Source organism: Capilliphycus salinus ALCB114379 (genome assembly GCF_047276495.1).
GTDB lineage: Bacteria > Cyanobacteriota > Cyanobacteriia > Cyanobacteriales > Microcoleaceae > Capilliphycus > Capilliphycus salinus.
The window spans coordinates 6770193-6790009 of the sequence record NZ_CP178543.1 but is presented as its reverse complement, the minus strand read 5'-3'; the positions used below and the strand labels follow the sequence as shown (position 1 = coordinate 6790009).

Here is a 19817-nt window from a genome sequence, read left to right as displayed (position 1 = left end):
GACTCTAATTAAATGCTCAACAGTTTACTGATTGCAATGATTGTAGCCCTGCTCATCCCCATCTACGAAGCTTGGCAAGATGATAATACCTGGCAAAAAATGCTCGCTTTTTCCAGCGTCGCCTCCAAGACTTCGATCATCCTTTTAGTCGTGTCAATCTTGCGGGATGATTGGATGCTCGGCGTTGTCGGCGTAATTATCCTCAGTGTGGGTAATGCCGGATTAATGTTGTTAGCACATATTCTCAAACGGTTGGGTGAACGATGATTGACATCTTCAGTTATATCTGTATCACGATCGGCATCGTCTTCTGGTTTTGGGGAACCTTTCCCCTGGTGGGCAACCGCTCCGTTTTATTCAAGCTACATACCCTTTCCGTTGCCGATACCCTCGGCTCGATGATCATCGTCGTCGGGCTGCTCCTCCAGATCCCCAGTGAATGGCCCTTACTCATTCTCGCCATCCTCACTTTAGCCATTTGGAATACCGTCTTGGGGTATGTTTTGGCTTACTGTTCCACCCCTCGGGAGGATTACGATGAATAACGACATTTATATTTATGTTCTCACCGCTCTGCTTCCCCTGTCGGCGGTTATGCTGGTTGTTCAGGTCAACCCCTATCACGCTCTGGTTGTTCAGGGGATTTTAGGAGCAGTAGCCGCATTAGTTTATGCCGTTTTGGGGGCGGCTGATGTGGCTTTAACCCAAGCTTTGATGGGGACCTTGCTGGCGATTACCCTTTATGCCATCGCCGTGCGTTCGTCGTTAGTTCTGCGTCTGGGCATACTCGAAGACGGGTTAATCAAAACAGCCACCGATTCCGATTTTGAGCAACTGATCGATGATTTCCGAACCATTGTTCGCAAACATTATATGCGTCTGGAGCTAGTCCCCTACACCAACGAGCAAGCTTTGCATCGAGCTTTGATGGATAAGGAAGTACACGCCACCTGTACCCAAAAATTAGGAGAAGAACCCCACGAAAAGCAACTTTATCAGACCGAAATTCGGGTTCGACGCATTTATGAGATCATGCAAAGCGAACTGTCGTCACCCGCAACCCTTTTGAGCTATGTACAAACACCAGACTTACAGGAGAAACACTAATGAAATGGGTCTACATTGCCGCAGGAATCGCCCTTTACGTCAAATTCCTCATTATAGGCAATCCCGAGCCGGACTTTCCGGTGTCGATCGTTGAAACCCTTGTAGCAGAAAGTGGGGTTCCCAATGCGGTGACGGCGGTTATTCTCAGAAATCGACTCTACGACACGATCTTTGAAGTGGTGGTCTTTACGATCGCCGTTATGGGCGCTAAATTTATGCTCGCCAATGAACAGCCGTTTTGTGCCATCTATCAGTTTACAGATGGACCCTCAATTATCTTAGCCCGTTTGGGAGCCACGATCGCCGCACTGGTGGGGATTGAATTGGCAATTCGCGGCCATCTCAGTCCCGGTGGCGGGTTTGCCGCCGGGGTGGCGGGGGGAACCGCTATCGGTCTGGTGGCGATTACTTCATCAACGGAGTGGATGCAGGGGATTTACAAGCGCTGGAATGCTGCAACCTGGGAAAAGGTTTCGGTTCTCATTTTTATTGTTCTGTCCGCGATCACCCTCGGCGGCGGAGAATTACCGCACGGACAGTTGGGGGCGCTCGTCAGCGGCGGGGTGATTCCCTTACTCAATATCCTGGTTGCGATTAAAGTGGCGTTGGGGTCTTGGGCGGTTATTTTGGTTTTTATTCATCACCGAGGATTGTTGTAAAAATTGATATAGAGGTGCGGAGTAGCTGAGAAACCGGGTTTGTCAAGGAAAAATATCGGCAAGCTGAAAATACTCGCTACAAACCCGGTTTCTGACATCGCTGACTGCTCACTGAGAAACCGGGTCTGTCAAGGACAAATACTGATAACTGTTTGGGGAAGCTTGCTCTAACAATTCGTCAACTGCCGCTTTTAAAAAAAAGTCTCTTAACCAATTCTGGGTTTTTAAAATGTCTCGATTCAACTCCAGATAAACCGCACCGACCAGCGCTTCTAAGTTATTCGCCAGGATTTTCTGTTGTTCGGATTTGGGTTTGTGGGTGTAGGTTGTTCCCAACCAACAAAACTCTTGAAAATTCATTTTAATCGCGAACTTTGATAACGTCTCGGTGGCAATCAGATCGCTTTTGATTAAGCTTAATGTTGCCAAACCTAACTCAAAACAGCGATCGCAAAGATAGTTACTGACCAACGCACTCAACACCATAGAACCCACATGAACTAAGCCAATATGTTCTAGGGTTCTTAATTTTTTTTGAGGGGCTGTCAGTAAAGGATCTTCTGCAATATAATCAGGATCAGTTAGCGCAATCTCTAGAATTTCTCGCCGATGAAACTGATTAAGATTAACTAAATCTCCCACTGTTTCGAGGTTCGTCAGCATAGATTAAATAAACCGAGCGTTGAACTAAACCCAGACTACAGACAACAACAGACGGTTTACGGATACAAAACTGTAATAAAATCAACTAAGCTCGCGATCGCACGGCATCTAGACCATCCACTGTTTATATTTTATCGTTATGTCTGCCCCAAGTTTAATTCGTGAAAGCACTTGTTTCGGGGGTGTTGTTGGCTATTACAGCCATCACTCCTCAACCATTAATAGCACCATGCGGTTTTCGGTTTATCAGCCCCCACAAGCCCAGTTAAACCCCGTTCCGGTGCTTTATTTTCTCTCCGGTTTAACCTGTACCGAAGAAAATTTTATGGCCAAAGCGGGCGCTCAACGGTTAGCCGCCAAATATGGTTTAATGTTGGTTGTACCCGATACCAGTCCCCGTGAAACCGGAACTCCCGGAGAAGATGACGACTGGGATATCGGCACCGGAGCGGGGTTTTATATCGATGCAACGGAAGACCCCTGGAAAAATCATTATCAAATGTATAGTTATGTTGTCGAAGAACTTCCCCAACTGATTAATAAAAATTTTTCCGTTCTCCCCGACAAACAAAGTATTTTTGGTCATTCAATGGGGGGTCACGGGGCGCTAATTTGTGCGTTAAAAAACCCTCAAAAATATCAATCTGTATCCGCTTTTTCACCCATCGCCGCACCCATGCGATCGCCTTGGGGAGAAAAAGTTTTTAGTCAATATCTCGGCGGCGATCGCGAAAAATGGCGCAGTTATGATGCGAGTCAGTTGGTGTTGCGAGGAGACTTTAACCGTCCGATATTAATTGATATCGGAACAGCCGATCCTTACCTCGCCCAAGGTCAATTATTACCCGAAGTTTTTGAACAGTCCTGTGTAGAAGTCGGACAATTATTAACCCTGCGAATGCAACAGGGATATGATCACAGCTATTATTTTGTTTCGACATTTATCGAAGATCATATTCGTCATCATGCGATGGTTTTGTGCGATGAACTCCCCTAACTTTAATTCTAATTTATCAATAAACTTGTAGAATAGTATTTGTAGGTTGGGTTGAGGTAACGAAACCCAACAGATATTCTGGCTAGAGTTGGGTTGCACTTCGTTTAACCCAACTACTTTATTGTAGGTTGGGTTGAGGTAACGAAACCCAACTAACGAAATCAATATTGTAGGTTGGGTTGAGGTAACGAAACCCAACAGATATTCTGGCTAGAGTTGGGTTGCACTTCGTTTAACCCAACCTACTTTTATTAAGCCTTAAAACCTTCATCCCCTAAATCTAAATTTGAAATTGAGAGTTCTGCCCCCTTAGAAGTGGGAATCTTTAAACTAAAAACAACAACTAACTGATGATTTTCAATATGAATATTATTAACATTAACAATACTTTTCTCAGGTAATAAACTCTCCAGAGGAACTTCAGAAATAGATTGACATTTATATCCGGCTACATCCAACCATTCAGAAATATTTCTCCAGTTTTCGATCCGCTCATCACACTTATCCAGTAAACTCTTCACGTATCTATATAAGGTCGCACACAGGTCAGTCTCAACACCCTTGGGGTTCTTACCCAACTTCTCCGCTATTTCAGTCGGACTGTAGCCACACAGCAACCCTCGCAGATGCAGCTTCTCAACAGGAGTCAAACGCTTACCCTTAGCCGAAGCTAGGTCAGTGTAGAGTGTCTCCAAGTCCCAGTGTTGAGCAGCTTCCTTAAACTGCTTGTGAGGAGAGGTCATAGATAGAGTCCTCAAAAATTCCTGATGTAATTCTACCGTAATTCCTGATTTTTATCAGATTAAGTTTAAAAAAATTTAAACTATCGTAGAAATATAGCGAGCTAACTAAGGTTAGGAAGTAGTCAGGCTGTAGAGAGTTTATGGGGTTATAACAGCTTCAGTTCCTCCTACAGTTGTCACAGGGTGAAGACTCTATCAGCATCACATCAACCTTGACCCGCGAACTTAAAGAACTTAATAAAACTCATGTTGGATATTGTACTGCAAGTTGCTGTTTCAGCGATCGCGGGTGTCTTTGTTGGTGCTGCTGCTGGCTATGGTGTAGCTGCAATCATTTGCTGATTCACAACAGTAGAATCAATCACCAGTCATGTTTTCATTAGACCTGAAATAGATTCAATTGCCAATCAAGTAAGTAATTGTTGCTGAACTTACTTTGTAATCATTCAAATTGGAGGAAATATTAATGCAAAGCAATTTTTTCTCACGTATCGGTCGTTGGCTTGATCGTGTAGTCGATAAGCTAGCTGATTGGTTCGGACGAAATGTTAAACCAATTCTTGATAAAATGTTCAAATCTTTTAAAAAGATTTGGAAACAATTTTTAGAAGCTGCTTTAATCACTGCTTATGGTTTCATAGAAGGACTATATGTAATCTTTTACAGGAGCAAAGAACTTCTTGGTCAAATTGTCGCGGAATTTTGGGATGCCCAAAATCCTCATATAAGAGGTACTATAGCTCCTATAGAAGATGGCACTGTTATAGTGCCAGCATCTGTGAAAGCTCAATTACCAACAGAGAGAGAAGTTGCACCACAATTTGTTGTGTTGCAAAATTCTAGATCTTAGTATTTAAAATTAGGAAAGAGGTAAAAAATGAAAAAAGATTTAAAGCAGAGTACAGTTTTGGTACAAATAAACTTTTCATCCCCCGAACCTGAAAGTAAATTAAGAACCATTGAATTGTATGGAGTTCCTGCTCAATTTAAAGATGGTAAATACACAGTCAATAAGAATATCCAGCAATTTTTCAAGGATTTAATTCTCCGAGATTTATTTCAGGGAAGTCTTAATTTACCAAACTGTGATTTTGCACGTCTCAAAATTTGGCTTGATGACGAAAAGGGGAAATACGAAAAAATTGAATATGAAATTCCAATGATTGACGACCATGATTTTTTGCTTCCGTCTAACAATCCAATTTCCAAGTTAAAAAAAATTTATGTATTGGATAATGAGCTGGAGGGTAAAGAATATGAGTATTGGAAGGAAAATGCTGAAAAACTCTTTAGTCCTTTATTTGGCAATTTTATCGCGCCACTAGAAAAACCAGAGATTGTTGCAAATGCAATGGAGTCTGACAACTCATTCACTAAATTTTTGAGTTCTTTAGTAAAGACTTTAGAATCAAAAAGCAAAGAGATAGATCCCTATTTAGAAATAAAGCAAAAATTATTTTTTGATGCTTTAATTATCCAGATTGATTAATATCCAATATTTAGAGGAAAGATTAATGCCAAGACTTGATCGAGTAGGAGTATCTAGGGAACGGACAGGAAAAAATGGAATTTCTAGCTATCCGAAAGATGATGCTCAAACAGAAAACAACAGCAAACCAGAAACTGAAAATTATAATAAAGAACAAGAGTCAAAGATAGACTTTAGCCTCTATCTCCGAGAGCCGAAGTACACACTTGAGGATGTTATTCTACCCGCAGCAACTCGACATCAGGTAGATTTAATGATGGCGGAACTTGAGCATCAGGAATTAATCTACGAGACATGGGGAATGGGAGAAAAGCATAAACTTGATAAGGCTCTTTCTATCAACTTTTATGGCCCTCCCGGAACCGGAAAAACGCTCACAGCAGAAGTAATAGCTCATGCACTAGATCTAAATATTCTCGTTGTTCCTTATCAGCAACTTGAATCAAAATATGTCGGTGAAACTCCCAAGAATATTTCAGATGTGTTCAAGTTTGCCACTGAAAAGAAAGCTATCTTGTTCTTTGACGAAGCCGATTCTTTTTTAGGTAAGCGTTTAGAGAATGTGACTCAAGCTGTTGATACAGCAGTGAACTTAACTCGTAGTGTCATGCTGACTGAGCTTTCTAAATACGAAGGAGTTGTCATTTTTGCAACCAATTTATACAGTAACTACGATCCCGCTTTTGTGAGTCGAATTCGACGAACAATTAAGTTTGAGTTACCGGATGAAGAAGGACGTGTGAAAATTTGGGAAGCTCAAATCCCTACAAAACTTCCATTAGACAGCTCAGTAGATTTTAAAGAACTTGCAAAACAGTTCGATAAAATTTCAGGACGAGATATCAAAAATGCTGTTTTTCAAGCCGTTGTAGCTGCGGCGCATGAAGATAAACTTGAGTCTGAAAAAAAGGTTACTCAGTCTCATTTTGTTAAAGCAATTACTGAGATTATTGAGGCGAATAAAGCAGCGGAAAAACCTCAACCTCAGTTAGTCCCTGTAAATGAGGAGGTAGAGTTACCGCGAGAACAACCGGATACAACAGCATCTTAACCTGTAAATGGTAAGGAAGACTTACCCCCAGAACAACTAGATACAGCATCTAACAGTTAAATTTACTGTTTCTTAAATAAGGCGATCGCATACTCTTTCCCTTTCAAAGTTAAGTGCGATCGCTTTTTTGCTTGAACTCGCTTTTCGGCTTGCAACTGTTAAACTTAACAATATTCATACACGCTAAAATCAAATAGATGAACCCTTCTCAACCCCGTTCAGGATATACTTTACCCGTGTTTGCTTGTGCAGCAGCTATTGCAGCATTAAAGCATTTATTTAAAAATAATCAATCTCTAAATACTGTTAACCTTGATTTAATTGAACCCAAACAAACCGTTGAAATTCCCATCGAACAGGTTGCTAAAATAAAACCTAACACCGCCTTAGCCATTACTCGTTCCGATCCCGGAGATAACTTAGATCTAACCCGAAATACACCAATTTGGGCGATGGTAGAACTCATCGAAAATGCTGTTAAAATTACCGATAAAACCAATATTATCCCAAAACAAAACGAACAAATTACCTTAATCGGCGGCGAGGGAATAGGTTACGATAAAAATAGTGGAAATCCGGCAATTTATCGATATGCAAAACAGTTATTTCAAGAAAACTTAGAACGATTGCTCAAACCAACAGACAGAATACAGATTACAATAATATTACCAGAAGGTCGTCAACTGGCAAAACGAACCTCAAACGAAGCCTTTGGAGTCGTAGAAGGATTATCGCTTTTAGGCACAACGGGCATCTCCCAACCCCTAACCGCACCCGGACAACTCGAAGCCTACTGCGAAGAACTTCAACAAAAAGCCACCCAGTATAAATCCCTAGTATTTTGTGTGGGAGAAAATGGCTTAGATCTGGCCCAAAAACTCGGAGTTCCCCCGGAACAAACCGTTAAAACCGCCAATTGGTTGGGGCCAATGTTAGCCGCAGCCGGACTTGCGGGAATCGAGTCTATTCTATTATTTGGCTATCATGGAAAATTAATCAAGTTAGCGGGGGGAATCTTTCACACCCATCACCATCTGGCCGATGGACGTTTAGAAATCTTAACCGCTCACTGTGCTAACTTAGGCTTATCAAGCGAAAATTTACAAACCATTTTTCACGCCGAAACCGCAGAAGCCGCATTAAACCACCTGCGAACCCTCGACGGAAGTTCAGAGACACAAAATTCTCATTGGGTCAAACAAGTTTATGGATCGATCGCATCTAAAATAGATCAAAGATCGCAAGCCTACATCTGGGATCACAGCCAGCGTCGGGTTACAGTGGGTTCGGTCTTATTCGATCGCAAGCGCAAAATTGTTATAAAAAGTGCAGCAGGCGATACACTTTTAGCGAAAATTTGCTATTCTAGTCACAATAATCAGTTGCTCTAATCAATCGGGAAAGCGAGTGATCCCTCTAACTCGAATCACTCACAAAATAGTTTTGATTCCAATTCCCCAAACCCCGATGAAAGATCAACTCTCAACTGAGCTTCTGGGACTTCCCAGACAACGGTGCGCGAATCTGTTCCCGAAGTAGGTAACAGAAAACACCCTCTCTATATGCTAAATCAGGCGGACATAGAGGGGGTATGGTTTTAGCATCAATGGCAAGAAACCTCACATCGTAATCTGTGATTAGATGTTGAGATCAATTGCCAGCGTCGTGATTGAATGACACACAACTCGACACGGCGAGAAGTATAGCGATAACCAAGCTAGACTCATAAACATAATTGATGAAAACCGTGTATTTTGACCTGCGGGACGCGGGGCAAAGCCTGTCGCCAGAATGTAAGACTAGCTATTGCTTGTAATAGAAAGCTATTCTTTGGGCGGGAAGCCTACCGCATAATCTATTGATTTGCTGTAGGTAGTTCACTAACCATTCCAAGTTCTTACTTATTCACTACTCTCAACCTCGATATGGCTCCCCAGACCGACACGCTAACTCAACCCCAGTCAAACACCCCTATTGTTGGGGAAGTAAACCGACAAATGATTGTCATTCTGGATTTTGGCTCTCAATACTCAGAGTTAATTGCTCGCCGGATTCGAGAAACGGAAGTTTATTCAGAAGTTATCTCTTATCGCACGACTGCCGAACAACTGGCAACCTTAAACCCCCAAGGTATTATACTATCAGGCGGCCCCAATTCCGTCTACGATCGAGGTGCGCCCCATTGCGATCCTAACATCTGGAACTTGGGTATACCCATTCTGGGCGTCTGTTACGGGATGCAATTGATGGTACAACAACTGGGTGGTCAAGTCGAACGCGCTCAACGGGCTGAATACGGAAAAGCCTCTTTAGTGATCGACGATCCGACAGATTTACTCACCAACGTCGAAAATGGCTCAACCATGTGGATGAGTCACGGCGACTCCTGTACTCAATTACCTTCCGGCTTTGAAATTCTCGCCCATACTGAGAATACACCCTGTGCGGCGATCGCCGAACACGAACGGAAACTTTATGGGGTTCAGTTCCATCCCGAAGTCGTTCACTCCGTTGGCGGTTTAGCCCTGATTAGAAATTTCGTCTATCACATCTGCAAATGTCAACCCACTTGGACAACCGAAGCCTTTGTCGAAGAAGCCATTCGGGAACTGCGGGGGAAAGTGGGCGATAAACGGGTTTTACTGGCGCTTTCCGGTGGGGTGGACTCCTCAACCCTGGCGTTTTTGATGCACCGAGCCATTGGAGATAATCTCACCTGTATGTTTATCGATCAAGGCTTCATGCGGAAATACGAACCCGAACGCTTGGTTAAGCTGTTTGAGGAACAGTTCCACATTCCCGTTCAATATGTTAACGCTCGCGAACGGTTTCTTGCCAAACTTGAGGGCATCACCGATCCCGAAGAAAAACGGAAAATTATCGGTCACGAATTTATCCAAGTCTTTGAAGAAGAATCAAACCGACTCGGACCCTTTGATTATCTCGCCCAAGGCACCCTTTATCCCGATGTAATTGAGTCCGCCGATACCAACGTCGATCCGCAAACCGGGGAACGAGTCGCCGTTAAGATCAAGAGTCATCATAATGTGGGCGGTTTACCCAAAGATTTACGGTTTAAACTGGTTGAACCCCTGCGGAAACTGTTTAAAGATGAAGTTCGCAAAGTCGGACGTTCTATCGGTTTACCGGAAGAAATTGTTCGCCGCCATCCTTTCCCGGGTCCGGGATTGGCGATTCGGATTATTGGCGAGGTGACGTCCGAACGCCTGCGAATTCTCCGGGATGCCGATTTTGTTGTTCGCGATGAAATCAACAAACAGGGAATTTATCACGATTTTTGGCAAGCCTTTGCGGTGTTGCTTCCGGTTCGTAGTGTTGGGGTAATGGGCGATCAGCGCACCTACGCTCATCCGGTGGTTCTCCGGTTTGTCTCGAGCGAAGACGGGATGACGGCCGACTGGTCGCGGGTTCCCTACGATTTATTAGAAACTATCTCTAACCGCATTGTCAATGAGGTCAAAGGGGTTAATCGGGTGGTTTATGATATTACTTCTAAGCCGCCCGGAACCATCGAATGGGAATAGATATCACCTGACGGGCGATCGGTTTTGTAGGGGCGGGTTCGGAACAAATGTATATCTGTGATCAATAACCTCAATAAACCCGCCCCTTACTCACAGTAACCCGTCAACAGTAGACAGTCGATAGAGAATATTGATAACTGATCACTCTAAAAGCTGCTTATCGGTTCATCTGAAAAGGCTTTCTAATTTCTAGACCGATCTCAATTTTCCGGAAAATGTTAAGGAAAGTTCTCCTAGACCTTAAGAACGGGTTATACTTTGTGGAAAACCTCAAAAAGTTTGTGGAAAAGTGGAAAAGTTTTGTGGAAAACTAATGTCTAGTCACAAAAACAAACCAACCAATCACTGAGTGATTCGCGATCGCCTGTAGAATGTTCTATGGATTATAAAACCGCCCGTAACTTCTTAATAGCTCAAGGAAAAGCTCTAGAAGCCCAAAAAAACCCCGATGCTTTTCTGATCCGCCTCAAGCAGGGTCAGCCACCGATACCCGGTCAACTTACCTCTATTTTGTTGGCTTTGAAAATTGTCTTTGATGCGGCTAAAGAGAGTTCTACCCTAGAACGAGAATTGGTTTCTGCTTTGTATCAATTAGCACTCGAAAGTCACCTTCTGTTTGAAGCGGGTCGCGATCGCGGCGTTGAATGGCCCCCACTGTTGAAAGAAGATCTCGGTCGGGTTCGTCGGGCGGTGGGAAGTATTTTTTCCGGTCAATAGCTAGAAGTCAGCAGACACCGAGTCAGGAAAAATTATTAACTGACAACTGAAAAAACTGGTGACTGGTGACTGGTGACTGGTGACTGAAATGTATCGTTTTATAAAATTATGGAAAAATTGAGGACTGAATCTGAGATAATAGATTGGATTCAGTCCTCAATTGGGTTGAATGGCTCTCATTCCTGGCTTTCAGTTAGTACAGTAGGGGGTAATATCTTCCCCACATTCATCGGCCAGGTAACACAACGCTTTAAACCGCAGTCCGACTACTTCTTCGTAGACGGGATTGAGTTTACACAAGGGCGGAATATGGATGATAACCCGACCTCTGAACTCAATGGTACGCTCAAAAGGGCATTGGGCGGGAATCAGTTGACATAAAAATTTAGCCAGCTTCGGGTCTTTAATTTCTAAAGCCTCTAGCCACTGTCGGAGCGGTTTGAGAGGGGCCAATTGAGGTTTAGAACCCAAGAACTGCTTTACCCGGTTAGAGATGCCTTCAGAGGCATTTTGTCCGTGAGATTTCACCCAACTGGCAAGGGCCAGATGGGGCATTGTATAATATGCGATATTCATTAGTTAACTCATTTTAGGCCGACCAAATGCCAGCTACTCCTACTATTAGGGTCTACAGCAGTTAGTCGATCAGATCCGAATAGCTACGTGAGATTAAATGAGGAGTGAATCACTTAATTCTCGGAGATGCTGAAGTTCATCAGGGAAAAGTTCGGTGGTGAAGCAGCAGCATAAAAACTCCCATGAACTATATTGCCCTATTTGGGAGTATTTATGTCGAAATTAGAATCAAAAGTATAAATAAAATATATATGTTTCATAAAATATTTGTATTGTTAGGGGGTTGACAAAATAGAGATCGGCATATATTGTATCAAGAAACACAAAAAACCTCGAAACTGACAAATCCAAACTCATAGAAAACCAGGACGAGGGTATGCGATCGCAGGGCTACATAGACCAAAGACGAGATCCTAGAAACAATGAATCTTTGTTCAGTCCACAATTAAAATAGAGAAATTCAATTAAAAGTCAGCACTCAGAAGTCCGAGGTGGCAAATGCCAGAAGAATTGACCTCCCTAGCCTTCCCTGTAGAATCTTCATCCCCCGCCAAACCAACTGCAAAACCCCAGTTAGGACTGTTGGGTATATTTAAAGCCTACCCGGAATTTAGACGGGGAAATCGGTTATACGCCCTCGAACGCTTTGAAGCCGCATTTTATCATTATGACCAAGCCATTCAATATAAGTCGGATTGGTATGCGGGGTGGTTGCGTCGGGGAAATTCCCTCAGAAAGTTACAACGCTATAAAGAAGCTTTGGCATCCTACGATCGCGCCATAAAAATTAAACCCAAAGATTATTGGGGATGGACATTTCGCGGAATTACTCTGGCCAAATTAGAACGATACTCAGAAGCGATCGCCTCCTTTGATAAAGCCATAAAAATCGAACCCAATAACTTTGAAGCGTGGTACGAAAGAGGACTCGCCCTAGAATCAACCTTTCAATTTCAAGCCGCAGCAGCTTCTTACAAACGGGCAATAGAGATTAAACCCGATATGTCGGCGATTTGGTATCATCAGGGCAATGCGCTGATGAATGAAGAACGTTACGAGTCGGCGGTCGAATCCTACGATCGCGCCGTACAGTTGCAACCCGACAACTTTGAAGCGTGGTTTAATCGGGGCGAAATGCTGATGAATCAGTACAAATATTCAGAAGCGGTGGGATCTTACGATCGCGCCTTGAAACTGCGACCCAAAAGTTACCAGGCTTGGTTTAACCGGGGGATCGCCCTACAAAAACAACACAAATACGCCGAAGCCGTCGCCTCCTACGATCAAGTCATTCAGTTACAACCCCAAGACTACGAAGCTTGGTTTTATAAAGGAATGGCCTTGAAGTCTCAATGGCCCGAAGCCGCGTTAAGCAGCATCGATCAAGCCTTACAAATGAATCCCGACTCGCCGGCGGTGTGGATCAGTCGCGGTCAGATTCTTCTCGATCTCGGACAATACCATTCTGCGATCGCCGCCTTCGATAAAGCCACCCAAATTCACACCAACTTTCCCGAAGCTTGGTTGGGTCGGGGAATAGCCCTGTGCGAGTTGGGACAATATCAAGAGGCAATTATCGCCTACGATAACGCCTTACAAATTGAACCCGATTTCCTCGAAGCCTGGAATTGTCGGGGTGAAACCCTAGAACAGTTGGATCGCTACGAAGAAGCAGTGATCGCCTACGATAAAGTGTTATCCCTGACATCTGACAATCAAACCCTAGCCACAAAAGCCGGACTACAGCGGGGTGAAGCCTTAGAAAAACTCGAGCGATATTCAGAGGCGATCGTCGCTTATAAAAAAGTGGTTCGGCTACGACCCGATAATTTTGAAGCCTGGGTGAAGTTGGGACAAATTTGTGAGCGGGTGCAGCAGTATTCTAACGCCTTTGAAGCCTACAGCCAAGCCATTCAAATCTGGCCGGATAACTACACTGTGCATTTGATGTTGGGGAGAGTGTTAGAAGCAACTCATCAATATCAACAGGCGATCAATACCTACGATCGCATTATCCAACGTCAGCCGGACTATTGTGAAGCCTGGATCAGACGCGGACAGACTTTTGAACAGTTGCAGCGCTACCCAGAAGCCTATGCTTCCTACGGAGTCGCCCTGGAGTTGCAACCCAACCATTCCGAAGCGATCGCCTATCGAAATCGACTGATGGTTAAACTCCAACCCGGTAACGGCGCCTAAGGGATGAATAACTTTTTGATCGCCCGGTTGTGATGCCCCTTTATGCAAAAATAGGGGGTTAGTATTTTTAGCGCATGACTCCGCAACAGAAGGCCCGATTCTTCTCGAAGTTCGCGACTTTGCTCAACTCTGGCTTTAGTATCCAGGAGATCATCGACCTATTGGTTCAACAAAGTGATGATCGCTTTGCTCGTTATCTCAACAAAGTCAGTACAGCCGTTGCTTTGGGGGAGGATCTCGCCTCTGCGCTGGCCCATGCACCCCGATACTTTGATCGCTGGACGATTAGTTTAATTCAAATTGCCGACTATAGCGGTGCCTTGCCGGAAATGTGCTACCGTTTGTCCCAAATGGCTCAACAGGAGGTCGATCGCCAGAGTCTTTATCGTTCGGTCAAATTGGCGGCGATCGCGAGTTTAGTTAGTGTTTCGGGGTTGATTATTACTCTACTTTATACTTCTGAAAGTCCGATTTGGCTTTGGGTTGTGGTGATGATTTTTCTCGCGATTTTGGGTTATATCGCCCCGAAATTTGCGCCCCGTTTACCTTTGGTTCGCCGCATTTTTACCGCTCGTTCGATGCTCGATCTGGCTCAACTTGAACTTCCTCTCAATTGCGGGATTCCGGTTTTAACTGCTATTGAATTAGTTCGCGATCGCATTCCCAGAACCTCTAAAATGTCGGGAACTCTCACCATTGCGTTGGGTCAAATTCCCGCAGGTTATACGTTTAGTCAAAGTGTAGAAGGTCGTTTACCGCCGATCGCCATTCAAATTCTGCGGACCGGAGAAGAAACGGGTCATCTCAATATTGCCCTGCACAAACTCGCCGATTATTATAACAAACAACTTGAACAAACTCTGCATTTATTACAAGCGATTTTAATTCCGGTTAGTTTATTAGCGGCCGGCGGTTTGGTGGCATTGTTAGCCGCAGAAGCCCTCAGATCTTTGTTTATTTTACTCCCCGATTATTAATTTTAGACAGGCAGAAGTTCGGTTTGTAGGGGCGGGTTCCGAATCGATTTATCATGTCCTTGCCAACAACTGTTCTAAACCCGCCCCGGAGTTATGCAGGTGGGGCGGGTTTAATTCAATCTGGGAGTGGTCGCCCTCGATCAATGCAGAACCCGCCCCTACAGACGTGAAACCTGACACCTGTTTTCACTGGTCACTGTTCACTGAAAACACTGGTGACGGGTTCGCTGCTTGCTGACTTGGCGGAATAGTCGCGAAGCGCGCTCCTTGCGACGGGCGCCCAATAGTCGAGAGCGCGCTCCTTGCGACGGGCGCGGAATGGTCGCGAGCGAAGTAAGCCGCTTCGCGGCAGGCTACGCGCTCCGCGCATAGAGCAAAGTTTGCGATCTTCCGCAACGGACGTTCCCGAAGGGTGACTGGTGACTGTTAATGTCCCGTTGCCGAACGTCCTTGTCTGCCCAATTTTACAACTATAAAATAGCCAAAACAAATGAGATAAAATACCAAACCGGATAACCCTAAAAAGCCCAAAAATCCCGGTGTCCAACCGGGATGAAAAATCTCTTTGAACATCCAAGGCGGATCTAACCAAACCCGACAAGTTTGATCGGCGATTAACCCTTTAGTATCTAAAAAAGCACAGCGTAAAAAGGGAATAAAAAGTAAAGCGCCCAGACCACTATAAATAGATACAGCCCACCGCCAAGATATAAAGCTGAACTTCAAGATAGAACTTTGCATATCCTCCAGTTCTTCGTTGAGATCCACCCAAAACCATAGACTGATGATCATCAAAATTCGGGCGAGGATCGAAGTAATAAAACTCATTGGAAAAGCGGCGATCATCAGATAAACTGTAATTGCCAATAAACTAGACACCCGCCAATAAATTACCAGTAAACGTTGAATAGCATCAATCTTTTGAATAAAAGCCCAGATTAGCAAAATCAACGGAACAATAACTGTAAATAAAACAGCCAATCTATAATCCATCCAAACAAAAGATTCCAACAGGGGAACGTTAGCGAATGGTAATATATTCAACATTTCCTAACATTTAAAGCAACAAATTAAACTTAAATCAAAAGGTAAGCAACTGGCTCGACACTCGTCAAGTCCCAGTTGCTCGCATATGCTACAGCCTTGAGTTAACTTGAAGATTGCTGAGACTACAAGCCCCTAGTCTTCATAAACGCGACATTCGGCTGCATCAGGATTATCATCACAGTAGACCTCAAAAGAAGTCTTAGGCTTCTTCTGTTTTTGATGGGCGGCTTCTGCTTGTAACTCCTCTACAGCATCCCAAGCGGCGGCACATTCGGCAGAAGTAGGCCCTTGAGTATCGCAAGCATTGCGAGCCTGTTGGCGCTCCTGCTCAATCATTTCATCAATATTGTTATTGGTCATGGTTAGTTCGCCTCAACTACATCTTTCCCTACACTGAATCAGCCTAACTGAAAATGAATGCTTCATCAAGTTCGGCTATTTCACTAGACTGCCTTGGTGAATACACCGAATTAAGCTTTACAACTACTGATCAGTGATAACGCAACCTCAAGCTACAGCTAGGTATTCCTTTTGATTTTTTAAGGTTTGCCGATTGAGATTCCGCACAAATGCAGCTTTAGATACGGATCGTCTATATTTTTATATTGTAGATCAACTCAAAGCCAGTTGACCGTATAGGACAAATCACTCACCGCAGAAGGAAAACCAGCAGCTATAGAGGCAGAAGTAGATTTCTAGATAAGATGGGGCAATCGTGAGCAACTGATCAACATGGGAGAGAATCGATGGTAGAATCAACAGAAAATCAAATGCTATGGGTTAACGCCCTTTCCAAACGCCCCTCTTTAGAAGCCGCAATTGACGAAGTGGTGGAACAGACAACAAAAGCATTACCCGCCTCGCCCAATTTCGGCTTAGTCTTTATCTCCTCTGCCTTTGCTAGCGAGTATTCTCGATTAATGCCCCTATTGCAAGAGCGACTCAACCTCAACGCTATTATCGGTTGCGGTGGGGGTGGCATTGTCGGCATGAATGCTAACAGTCAAGCCGAAGAAATCGAAGGAGAACCCGCTTTAAGCCTCAGTTTGGCACATTTACCGGGAGTGAAAGTACACCCCTTTCATCTGTCTTCTGAAGGCTTACCGGACCTCGATAGTCCCCCTCAACAGTGGGTGGATTTGATCGGAGTCGATCCCGCCGAACAGCCCCAGTTTATTTTACTGGTTGACCCCTTCTACAACCGCATTAACGACCTGCTGCAAGGACTCGACTATGCTTATCCGGGTTCGGTTAAGGTTGGGGGTTTGGCGAGCGGAGGTTTGAGCAATATCACCGGGGTTTTTTACGCTAGGGAACATTATCAAGCCCAAGTCGTTGGTGTGGCTTTATCGGGTAATCTCGTCTTGGAAACCATCGTCGCTCAGGGGTGTCGTCCGATTGGAGAACCCTATCGAGTCACCAAAGGTGAGCGTAACATTATTCTCCAACTTGAGGAAGAGTCCAGCAGTTCGGAATTCTCCTTGAGTCCGTCTGGAAAATCACTTTCACCTCTAGAAGCTTTGCAGGAATTAATACAATATCTTAGCGAAGCCGACCGACAACTGGCTCAAAATTCATTGTTTATCGGGGTGGTTCGAGATGAATTTAAACAACAATTAGAACCCGGAGATTTCCTGATTCGCAATTTGTTGGGTGTCGATCCTCGCGTGGGGGCGATTGCAATTGGCGATCGCGTTCGTCCCGGACAGCGGATACAATTTCACTTGCGGGATGCGGAAACCTCCAAAGAAGATTTGCAAGCGTTACTGACTCGTTATCAACTACAACATCCGAATTCTTCTCAACTGAGCGGAAGCAATGCGGGTGCTTTGATGTTTTCCTGTTTGGGACGGGGTGAAGGACTCTACGGGGAACCGAACTTCGACTCTAGCCAATTTCAACGCTATATCAATATACCTCTGAGTGGGTTATTCTGCAATGGAGAAATTGGCCCGGTGGGAGATGGGACGTTTCTGCACGGCTACACCTCGGTTTTTGGAATTGTCCGCCAACCTTAAAGGTTACTTCGCCTTTAAAGGGTTTTGTGCTGTTTTTTCAGTGATCTGCCAGATCGTTTCTAGCAGTTATAGCACAGTGAGGATTGAAAACCTGGTTTCTTGTAGGAACCGGGTTTTTGGGGTGCAGTTTTGGCGATCAAAGGTGTCAATTGTTTTAAAATGAGTTTGAAGATAAATCGAAGGATTTATCTAAGCTAAAGCTTCAACGTCATACCTTATGAATGAAAACCCACAGTTACTTGCTCACCTTCAGCCGATTTTTCAAGTCGGCTTGGAAAGAGCAGAAATCATGTTACAAACCATAGCCAAGTCTCCGATGAAATTAAAACTCAATCATTTGGAGGTTATTCCCAGCGAAGAATTACTTTCTCAACTCAAGTCTCCTTTGGGTTTGGAAAAAATTAGCGCAATGGAACTGGTGTTTTCAGGAGAATATAACGGCATGACTCAATTGGTTTTTCCCGTTGAGAGCGCCAAATTATTGATTGATTTTATTGCCACAGAAGAACGACGAAAAATTGATAAAGATCAGCTAGATCAAGCCATTTTAAGTGAAGTGGGTAATCTTTTTTTTAATGGGGTTATGGGGGTAATGAGTACGTTGAGTAACTACGGAATTACTTACATGATTCCCAGATATAAAGTTGGCAACATCGGACAGCTTCTGTTATCGAGTTGGTCAAAAAAATACTCGACAGCCCTCTACGGTAGCGTTGAATTTGCCAGTCAAAGAGAAGTCTGGTTTTGGTTTCAGTTTAATACTTTAGAACCCCTGTTAGAACAAAGTCAAAAACTCTCGGATTACTTTGAAATTTAACCCAATCCCCAAAATAAACATAGGATGCGTTAGCAAACCGTAACGCATCTTTAGCTTCTTTAGTTCAATTAATTTGAGCTATTTTTCCCCCGACGGGCGAATATCATTAAGCTTAACGTTCCTAAAGCAAATAAAGTTGAAGGTTCAGGAACTGGCTGAAAATTTAGCGTAAACGTTCCCGAAGGGAGAAAAGGAGTAGAACTGCTATCTGTAGTCACATCTAATAAACGAAATGTGGCTGAGTAAACCATTTTCGCCGCATCTTCTGCAACATAAAACGTCGGTGTAAAAGAAAAATAATCTCCGGTTCCAATGATAATGATATAGTTATCTCCCACAGCATCAAATAAATCTTCACCTTCAGAGTTGGCAATTCCCAAACCGGGTGTAAGATCAACTAATTCTAAAGCAATGGTTGTATTTTCTCCGAGTAAACCTTGCCAGCGACCATTTCCGGTATTATAGATCGCATTAACATAGGCATCGTCGAGATCATCTGTTAGATGAGCAACAGGTTTAGTTTTGAGATCAGAATACATATGTTCATCGGTTTTCATCGAGATATACTGACCTGTAAAAGCTTCTGAACCCGGAAAAAGAGGGAGTGGGGGTAAGTTATACCGGGCTTCGGGAACGTGATTATTACTACTGGTTGGAATAACGGTTAAATCTTCAGGACTGGTATAACTATAAACACCAATTGCGTGAAAATGACTAACTTCTATGGGGTCATGTTGATGGGGAAACAGCAGCGAAAGACGGTTATAATTGGGGTTGGGTAAGCCAATAAATGGATCTCTATCTAAAGTTTCTAAGCCGTCCACTCCCACCATTAAGTGATGGTGATCTGCGTGTCCTCCAGAGATTTGTGCTTGGGTAATTTGACTCGAATTTATAACTGTAAATACCGCTACAGCAGACCCAAAAATCAACCGAGTCGTCCAGTTAGATTTACCAATAAACATAAACAATTCCTTGGATGAATGATGGCTAACTCTAACAGACTCAACCGGGGTTGTAAAAAGACAGCTTGTCAAAGTTTTACAAATCTTTGCATCATCAAATTAGCCCAAAATCCGATGAAATTCTTAAACCTAAAAACTAAATAAAAGAGAAGACGGCTACAGCCGTCTCCCCCCATCGTTGTCAAAATTGTCAAAGTTTGATGAAAACCAATTAATCAAAGGAATATCCAAAAAAGTTGATCGAGTT

21 protein-coding genes are annotated in these 19817 nt (G+C 43.8%); 15 read left to right on the top strand and 6 right to left on the bottom strand.

The window, feature by feature from the left end; all coding sequences use genetic code 11:
• The first annotated feature begins 12 nt into the window (after positions 1 to 12).
• From ACL6C3_RS27460 to ACL6C3_RS27445, 4 genes are read left to right on the top strand one after another with little or no spacing between them, the layout of a single operon-like run.
• Complete coding sequence (locus ACL6C3_RS27460) at positions 13 to 267, top strand: hypothetical protein (RefSeq protein WP_413162931.1); 255 nt, start codon at positions 13 to 15, stop codon at positions 265 to 267.
• Positions 264 to 545: a monovalent cation/H(+) antiporter subunit G gene (locus tag ACL6C3_RS27455; protein WP_413162928.1), complete on the top strand. Its 282-nt coding sequence runs from the start codon at positions 264 to 266 to the stop codon at positions 543 to 545. Before ACL6C3_RS27460 ends, ACL6C3_RS27455 begins: the two co-directional genes overlap by 4 nt.
• A complete protein-coding gene (locus ACL6C3_RS27450) occupies positions 538 to 1107 on the top strand; it encodes a DUF4040 domain-containing protein (protein WP_413162926.1) in 570 nt (189 codons plus the stop codon). Before ACL6C3_RS27455 ends, ACL6C3_RS27450 begins: the two co-directional genes overlap by 8 nt.
• Positions 1107 to 1766, top strand: a complete 660-nt coding sequence (locus ACL6C3_RS27445) for a Na(+)/H(+) antiporter subunit B (RefSeq protein WP_413162924.1) — start codon at positions 1107 to 1109, stop codon at positions 1764 to 1766. The genes ACL6C3_RS27450 and ACL6C3_RS27445 overlap by 1 nt, the downstream gene beginning before the upstream one ends.
• A 108-nt stretch (positions 1767 to 1874) precedes the next feature.
• Here the strand turns inward: ACL6C3_RS27445 and ACL6C3_RS27440 are convergent, their stop codons facing one another.
• Positions 1875 to 2429 (bottom strand): ribonuclease III domain-containing protein, encoded by a 555-nt coding sequence (locus ACL6C3_RS27440; protein ID WP_413162922.1) that lies wholly within the window; start codon positions 2427 to 2429, stop codon positions 1875 to 1877.
• Between the two features lie 139 nt (positions 2430 to 2568).
• On the opposite strand from ACL6C3_RS27440, the gene fghA reads away from it, so the two are divergent.
• A complete protein-coding gene (fghA, locus tag ACL6C3_RS27435) occupies positions 2569 to 3426 on the top strand; it encodes an S-formylglutathione hydrolase (RefSeq protein WP_413162921.1) in 858 nt (285 codons plus the stop codon).
• Positions 3427 to 3677: 251 nt separating this feature from the next.
• On the opposite strand, the gene ACL6C3_RS27430 is transcribed toward fghA, so the two are convergent.
• Positions 3678 to 4169, bottom strand: coding sequence for a helix-turn-helix transcriptional regulator (locus tag ACL6C3_RS27430; protein ID WP_413162920.1), 492 nt, complete (start codon positions 4167 to 4169; stop codon positions 3678 to 3680).
• A gap of 466 nt (positions 4170 to 4635) precedes the next feature.
• Here ACL6C3_RS27430 and ACL6C3_RS27425 point away from each other — a divergent pair, with 466 nt between their 5' ends.
• The 6 genes from ACL6C3_RS27425 to ACL6C3_RS27400 all read left to right on the top strand — a co-directional run bounded on the left by ACL6C3_RS27425 (position 4636) and on the right by ACL6C3_RS27400 (position 10971).
• Positions 4636 to 5019 carry a hypothetical protein gene (locus ACL6C3_RS27425; RefSeq protein ID WP_413162919.1) on the top strand — a complete coding sequence of 128 codons (384 nt, stop codon included), beginning with the start codon at positions 4636 to 4638 and terminating at the stop codon, positions 5017 to 5019.
• Between the two features lie 27 nt (positions 5020 to 5046).
• Complete coding sequence (locus ACL6C3_RS27420) at positions 5047 to 5658, top strand: hypothetical protein (RefSeq protein ID WP_413162917.1); 612 nt, start codon at positions 5047 to 5049, stop codon at positions 5656 to 5658.
• A gap of 25 nt (positions 5659 to 5683) precedes the next feature.
• Entirely contained in the window at positions 5684 to 6709 is a 1026-nt protein-coding gene (locus ACL6C3_RS27415; RefSeq protein WP_413162916.1) for an ATP-binding protein, read from the top strand.
• A gap of 197 nt (positions 6710 to 6906) precedes the next feature.
• The gene (gene cbiD, locus ACL6C3_RS27410) at positions 6907 to 8100 is read left to right on the top strand and encodes a cobalt-precorrin-5B (C(1))-methyltransferase CbiD (RefSeq protein ID WP_413162914.1); all 1194 of its coding nucleotides are present in this window, start codon (positions 6907 to 6909) and stop codon (positions 8098 to 8100) included.
• A gap of 534 nt (positions 8101 to 8634) precedes the next feature.
• Entirely contained in the window at positions 8635 to 10254 is a 1620-nt protein-coding gene (gene guaA / locus ACL6C3_RS27405) for a glutamine-hydrolyzing GMP synthase (protein WP_413162913.1), read from the top strand.
• Positions 10255 to 10632: 378 nt separating this feature from the next.
• Positions 10633 to 10971 (top strand): Dethiobiotin synthetase, encoded by a 339-nt coding sequence (locus ACL6C3_RS27400; RefSeq protein ID WP_413162912.1) that lies wholly within the window; start codon positions 10633 to 10635, stop codon positions 10969 to 10971.
• 189 nt (positions 10972 to 11160) lie between these two features.
• Here ACL6C3_RS27400 and ACL6C3_RS27395 read toward each other — a convergent pair whose 3' ends face one another.
• Positions 11161 to 11547 carry a Mo-dependent nitrogenase C-terminal domain-containing protein gene (locus ACL6C3_RS27395; protein WP_413162910.1) on the bottom strand — a complete coding sequence of 129 codons (387 nt, stop codon included), beginning with the start codon at positions 11545 to 11547 and terminating at the stop codon, positions 11161 to 11163.
• 498 nt (positions 11548 to 12045) lie between these two features.
• Between ACL6C3_RS27395 and ACL6C3_RS27390 the strand changes: the two genes are divergently transcribed.
• Entirely contained in the window at positions 12046 to 13746 is a 1701-nt protein-coding gene (locus ACL6C3_RS27390) for a tetratricopeptide repeat protein (protein ID WP_413162908.1), read from the top strand.
• Positions 13747 to 13820: 74 nt separating this feature from the next.
• Positions 13821 to 14723, top strand: a complete 903-nt coding sequence (locus ACL6C3_RS27385) for a type II secretion system F family protein (protein WP_413162906.1) — start codon at positions 13821 to 13823, stop codon at positions 14721 to 14723.
• A gap of 426 nt (positions 14724 to 15149) precedes the next feature.
• On the opposite strand, the gene ACL6C3_RS27380 is transcribed toward ACL6C3_RS27385, so the two are convergent.
• Both ACL6C3_RS27380 and ACL6C3_RS27375 read right to left on the bottom strand, forming a co-directional pair.
• Positions 15150 to 15716 carry a DUF3177 family protein gene (locus tag ACL6C3_RS27380; RefSeq protein ID WP_413162904.1) on the bottom strand — a complete coding sequence of 189 codons (567 nt, stop codon included), beginning with the start codon at positions 15714 to 15716 and terminating at the stop codon, positions 15150 to 15152.
• A gap of 186 nt (positions 15717 to 15902) precedes the next feature.
• Positions 15903 to 16130 carry a Calvin cycle protein CP12 gene (locus tag ACL6C3_RS27375; RefSeq protein WP_413162902.1) on the bottom strand — a complete coding sequence of 76 codons (228 nt, stop codon included), beginning with the start codon at positions 16128 to 16130 and terminating at the stop codon, positions 15903 to 15905.
• A 410-nt stretch (positions 16131 to 16540) separates the two neighbouring features.
• Here ACL6C3_RS27375 and ACL6C3_RS27370 point away from each other — a divergent pair, with 410 nt between their 5' ends.
• Both ACL6C3_RS27370 and ACL6C3_RS27365 read left to right on the top strand, forming a co-directional pair.
• Positions 16541 to 17788 (top strand): FIST N-terminal domain-containing protein, encoded by a 1248-nt coding sequence (locus ACL6C3_RS27370; protein ID WP_413168426.1) that lies wholly within the window; start codon positions 16541 to 16543, stop codon positions 17786 to 17788.
• Positions 17789 to 18005: 217 nt separating this feature from the next.
• The gene (locus ACL6C3_RS27365) at positions 18006 to 18605 is read left to right on the top strand and encodes a hypothetical protein (protein ID WP_413162901.1); all 600 of its coding nucleotides are present in this window, start codon (positions 18006 to 18008) and stop codon (positions 18603 to 18605) included.
• 68 nt (positions 18606 to 18673) lie between these two features.
• Here ACL6C3_RS27365 and ACL6C3_RS27360 read toward each other — a convergent pair whose 3' ends face one another.
• On the bottom strand, positions 18674 to 19570 hold the full coding sequence (locus ACL6C3_RS27360; protein WP_413162899.1) for an all3515 family Zur-repressed PEP-CTERM protein: 897 nt from the start codon (positions 19568 to 19570) through the stop codon (positions 18674 to 18676).
• Between the last annotated feature and the right edge of the window lie 247 nt (positions 19571 to 19817).

Bases quoted from the DNA above. Each gene is read 5' to 3' on its own strand.
- ACL6C3_RS27460 (WP_413162931.1), top strand. From the start codon at position 13: ATGCTCAACAGTTTACTGATTGCAATGATTGTAGCCCTGCTCATCCCC.
- ACL6C3_RS27455 (WP_413162928.1), top strand. From the start codon at position 264: ATGATTGACATCTTCAGTTATATCTGTATCACGATCGGCATCGTCTTC.
- ACL6C3_RS27450 (WP_413162926.1), top strand. From the start codon at position 538: ATGAATAACGACATTTATATTTATGTTCTCACCGCTCTGCTTCCCCTG.
- ACL6C3_RS27445 (WP_413162924.1), top strand. From the start codon at position 1,107: ATGAAATGGGTCTACATTGCCGCAGGAATCGCCCTTTACGTCAAATTC.
- ACL6C3_RS27440 (WP_413162922.1), bottom strand. From the start codon at position 2,429: ATGCTGACGAACCTCGAAACAGTGGGAGATTTAGTTAATCTTAATCAG.
- fghA (WP_413162921.1), top strand. From the start codon at position 2,569: ATGTCTGCCCCAAGTTTAATTCGTGAAAGCACTTGTTTCGGGGGTGTT.
- ACL6C3_RS27430 (WP_413162920.1), bottom strand. From the start codon at position 4,169: ATGACCTCTCCTCACAAGCAGTTTAAGGAAGCTGCTCAACACTGGGAC.
- ACL6C3_RS27425 (WP_413162919.1), top strand. From the start codon at position 4,636: ATGCAAAGCAATTTTTTCTCACGTATCGGTCGTTGGCTTGATCGTGTA.
- ACL6C3_RS27420 (WP_413162917.1), top strand. From the start codon at position 5,047: ATGAAAAAAGATTTAAAGCAGAGTACAGTTTTGGTACAAATAAACTTT.
- ACL6C3_RS27415 (WP_413162916.1), top strand. From the start codon at position 5,684: ATGCCAAGACTTGATCGAGTAGGAGTATCTAGGGAACGGACAGGAAAA.
- cbiD (WP_413162914.1), top strand. From the start codon at position 6,907: ATGAACCCTTCTCAACCCCGTTCAGGATATACTTTACCCGTGTTTGCT.
- guaA (WP_413162913.1), top strand. From the start codon at position 8,635: ATGGCTCCCCAGACCGACACGCTAACTCAACCCCAGTCAAACACCCCT.
- ACL6C3_RS27400 (WP_413162912.1), top strand. From the start codon at position 10,633: ATGGATTATAAAACCGCCCGTAACTTCTTAATAGCTCAAGGAAAAGCT.
- ACL6C3_RS27395 (WP_413162910.1), bottom strand. From the start codon at position 11,547: ATGAATATCGCATATTATACAATGCCCCATCTGGCCCTTGCCAGTTGG.
- ACL6C3_RS27390 (WP_413162908.1), top strand. From the start codon at position 12,046: ATGCCAGAAGAATTGACCTCCCTAGCCTTCCCTGTAGAATCTTCATCC.
- ACL6C3_RS27385 (WP_413162906.1), top strand. From the start codon at position 13,821: ATGACTCCGCAACAGAAGGCCCGATTCTTCTCGAAGTTCGCGACTTTG.
- ACL6C3_RS27380 (WP_413162904.1), bottom strand. From the start codon at position 15,716: ATGGATTATAGATTGGCTGTTTTATTTACAGTTATTGTTCCGTTGATT.
- ACL6C3_RS27375 (WP_413162902.1), bottom strand. From the start codon at position 16,130: ATGACCAATAACAATATTGATGAAATGATTGAGCAGGAGCGCCAACAG.
- ACL6C3_RS27370 (WP_413168426.1), top strand. From the start codon at position 16,541: ATGCTATGGGTTAACGCCCTTTCCAAACGCCCCTCTTTAGAAGCCGCA.
- ACL6C3_RS27365 (WP_413162901.1), top strand. From the start codon at position 18,006: ATGAATGAAAACCCACAGTTACTTGCTCACCTTCAGCCGATTTTTCAA.
- ACL6C3_RS27360 (WP_413162899.1), bottom strand. From the start codon at position 19,570: ATGTTTATTGGTAAATCTAACTGGACGACTCGGTTGATTTTTGGGTCT.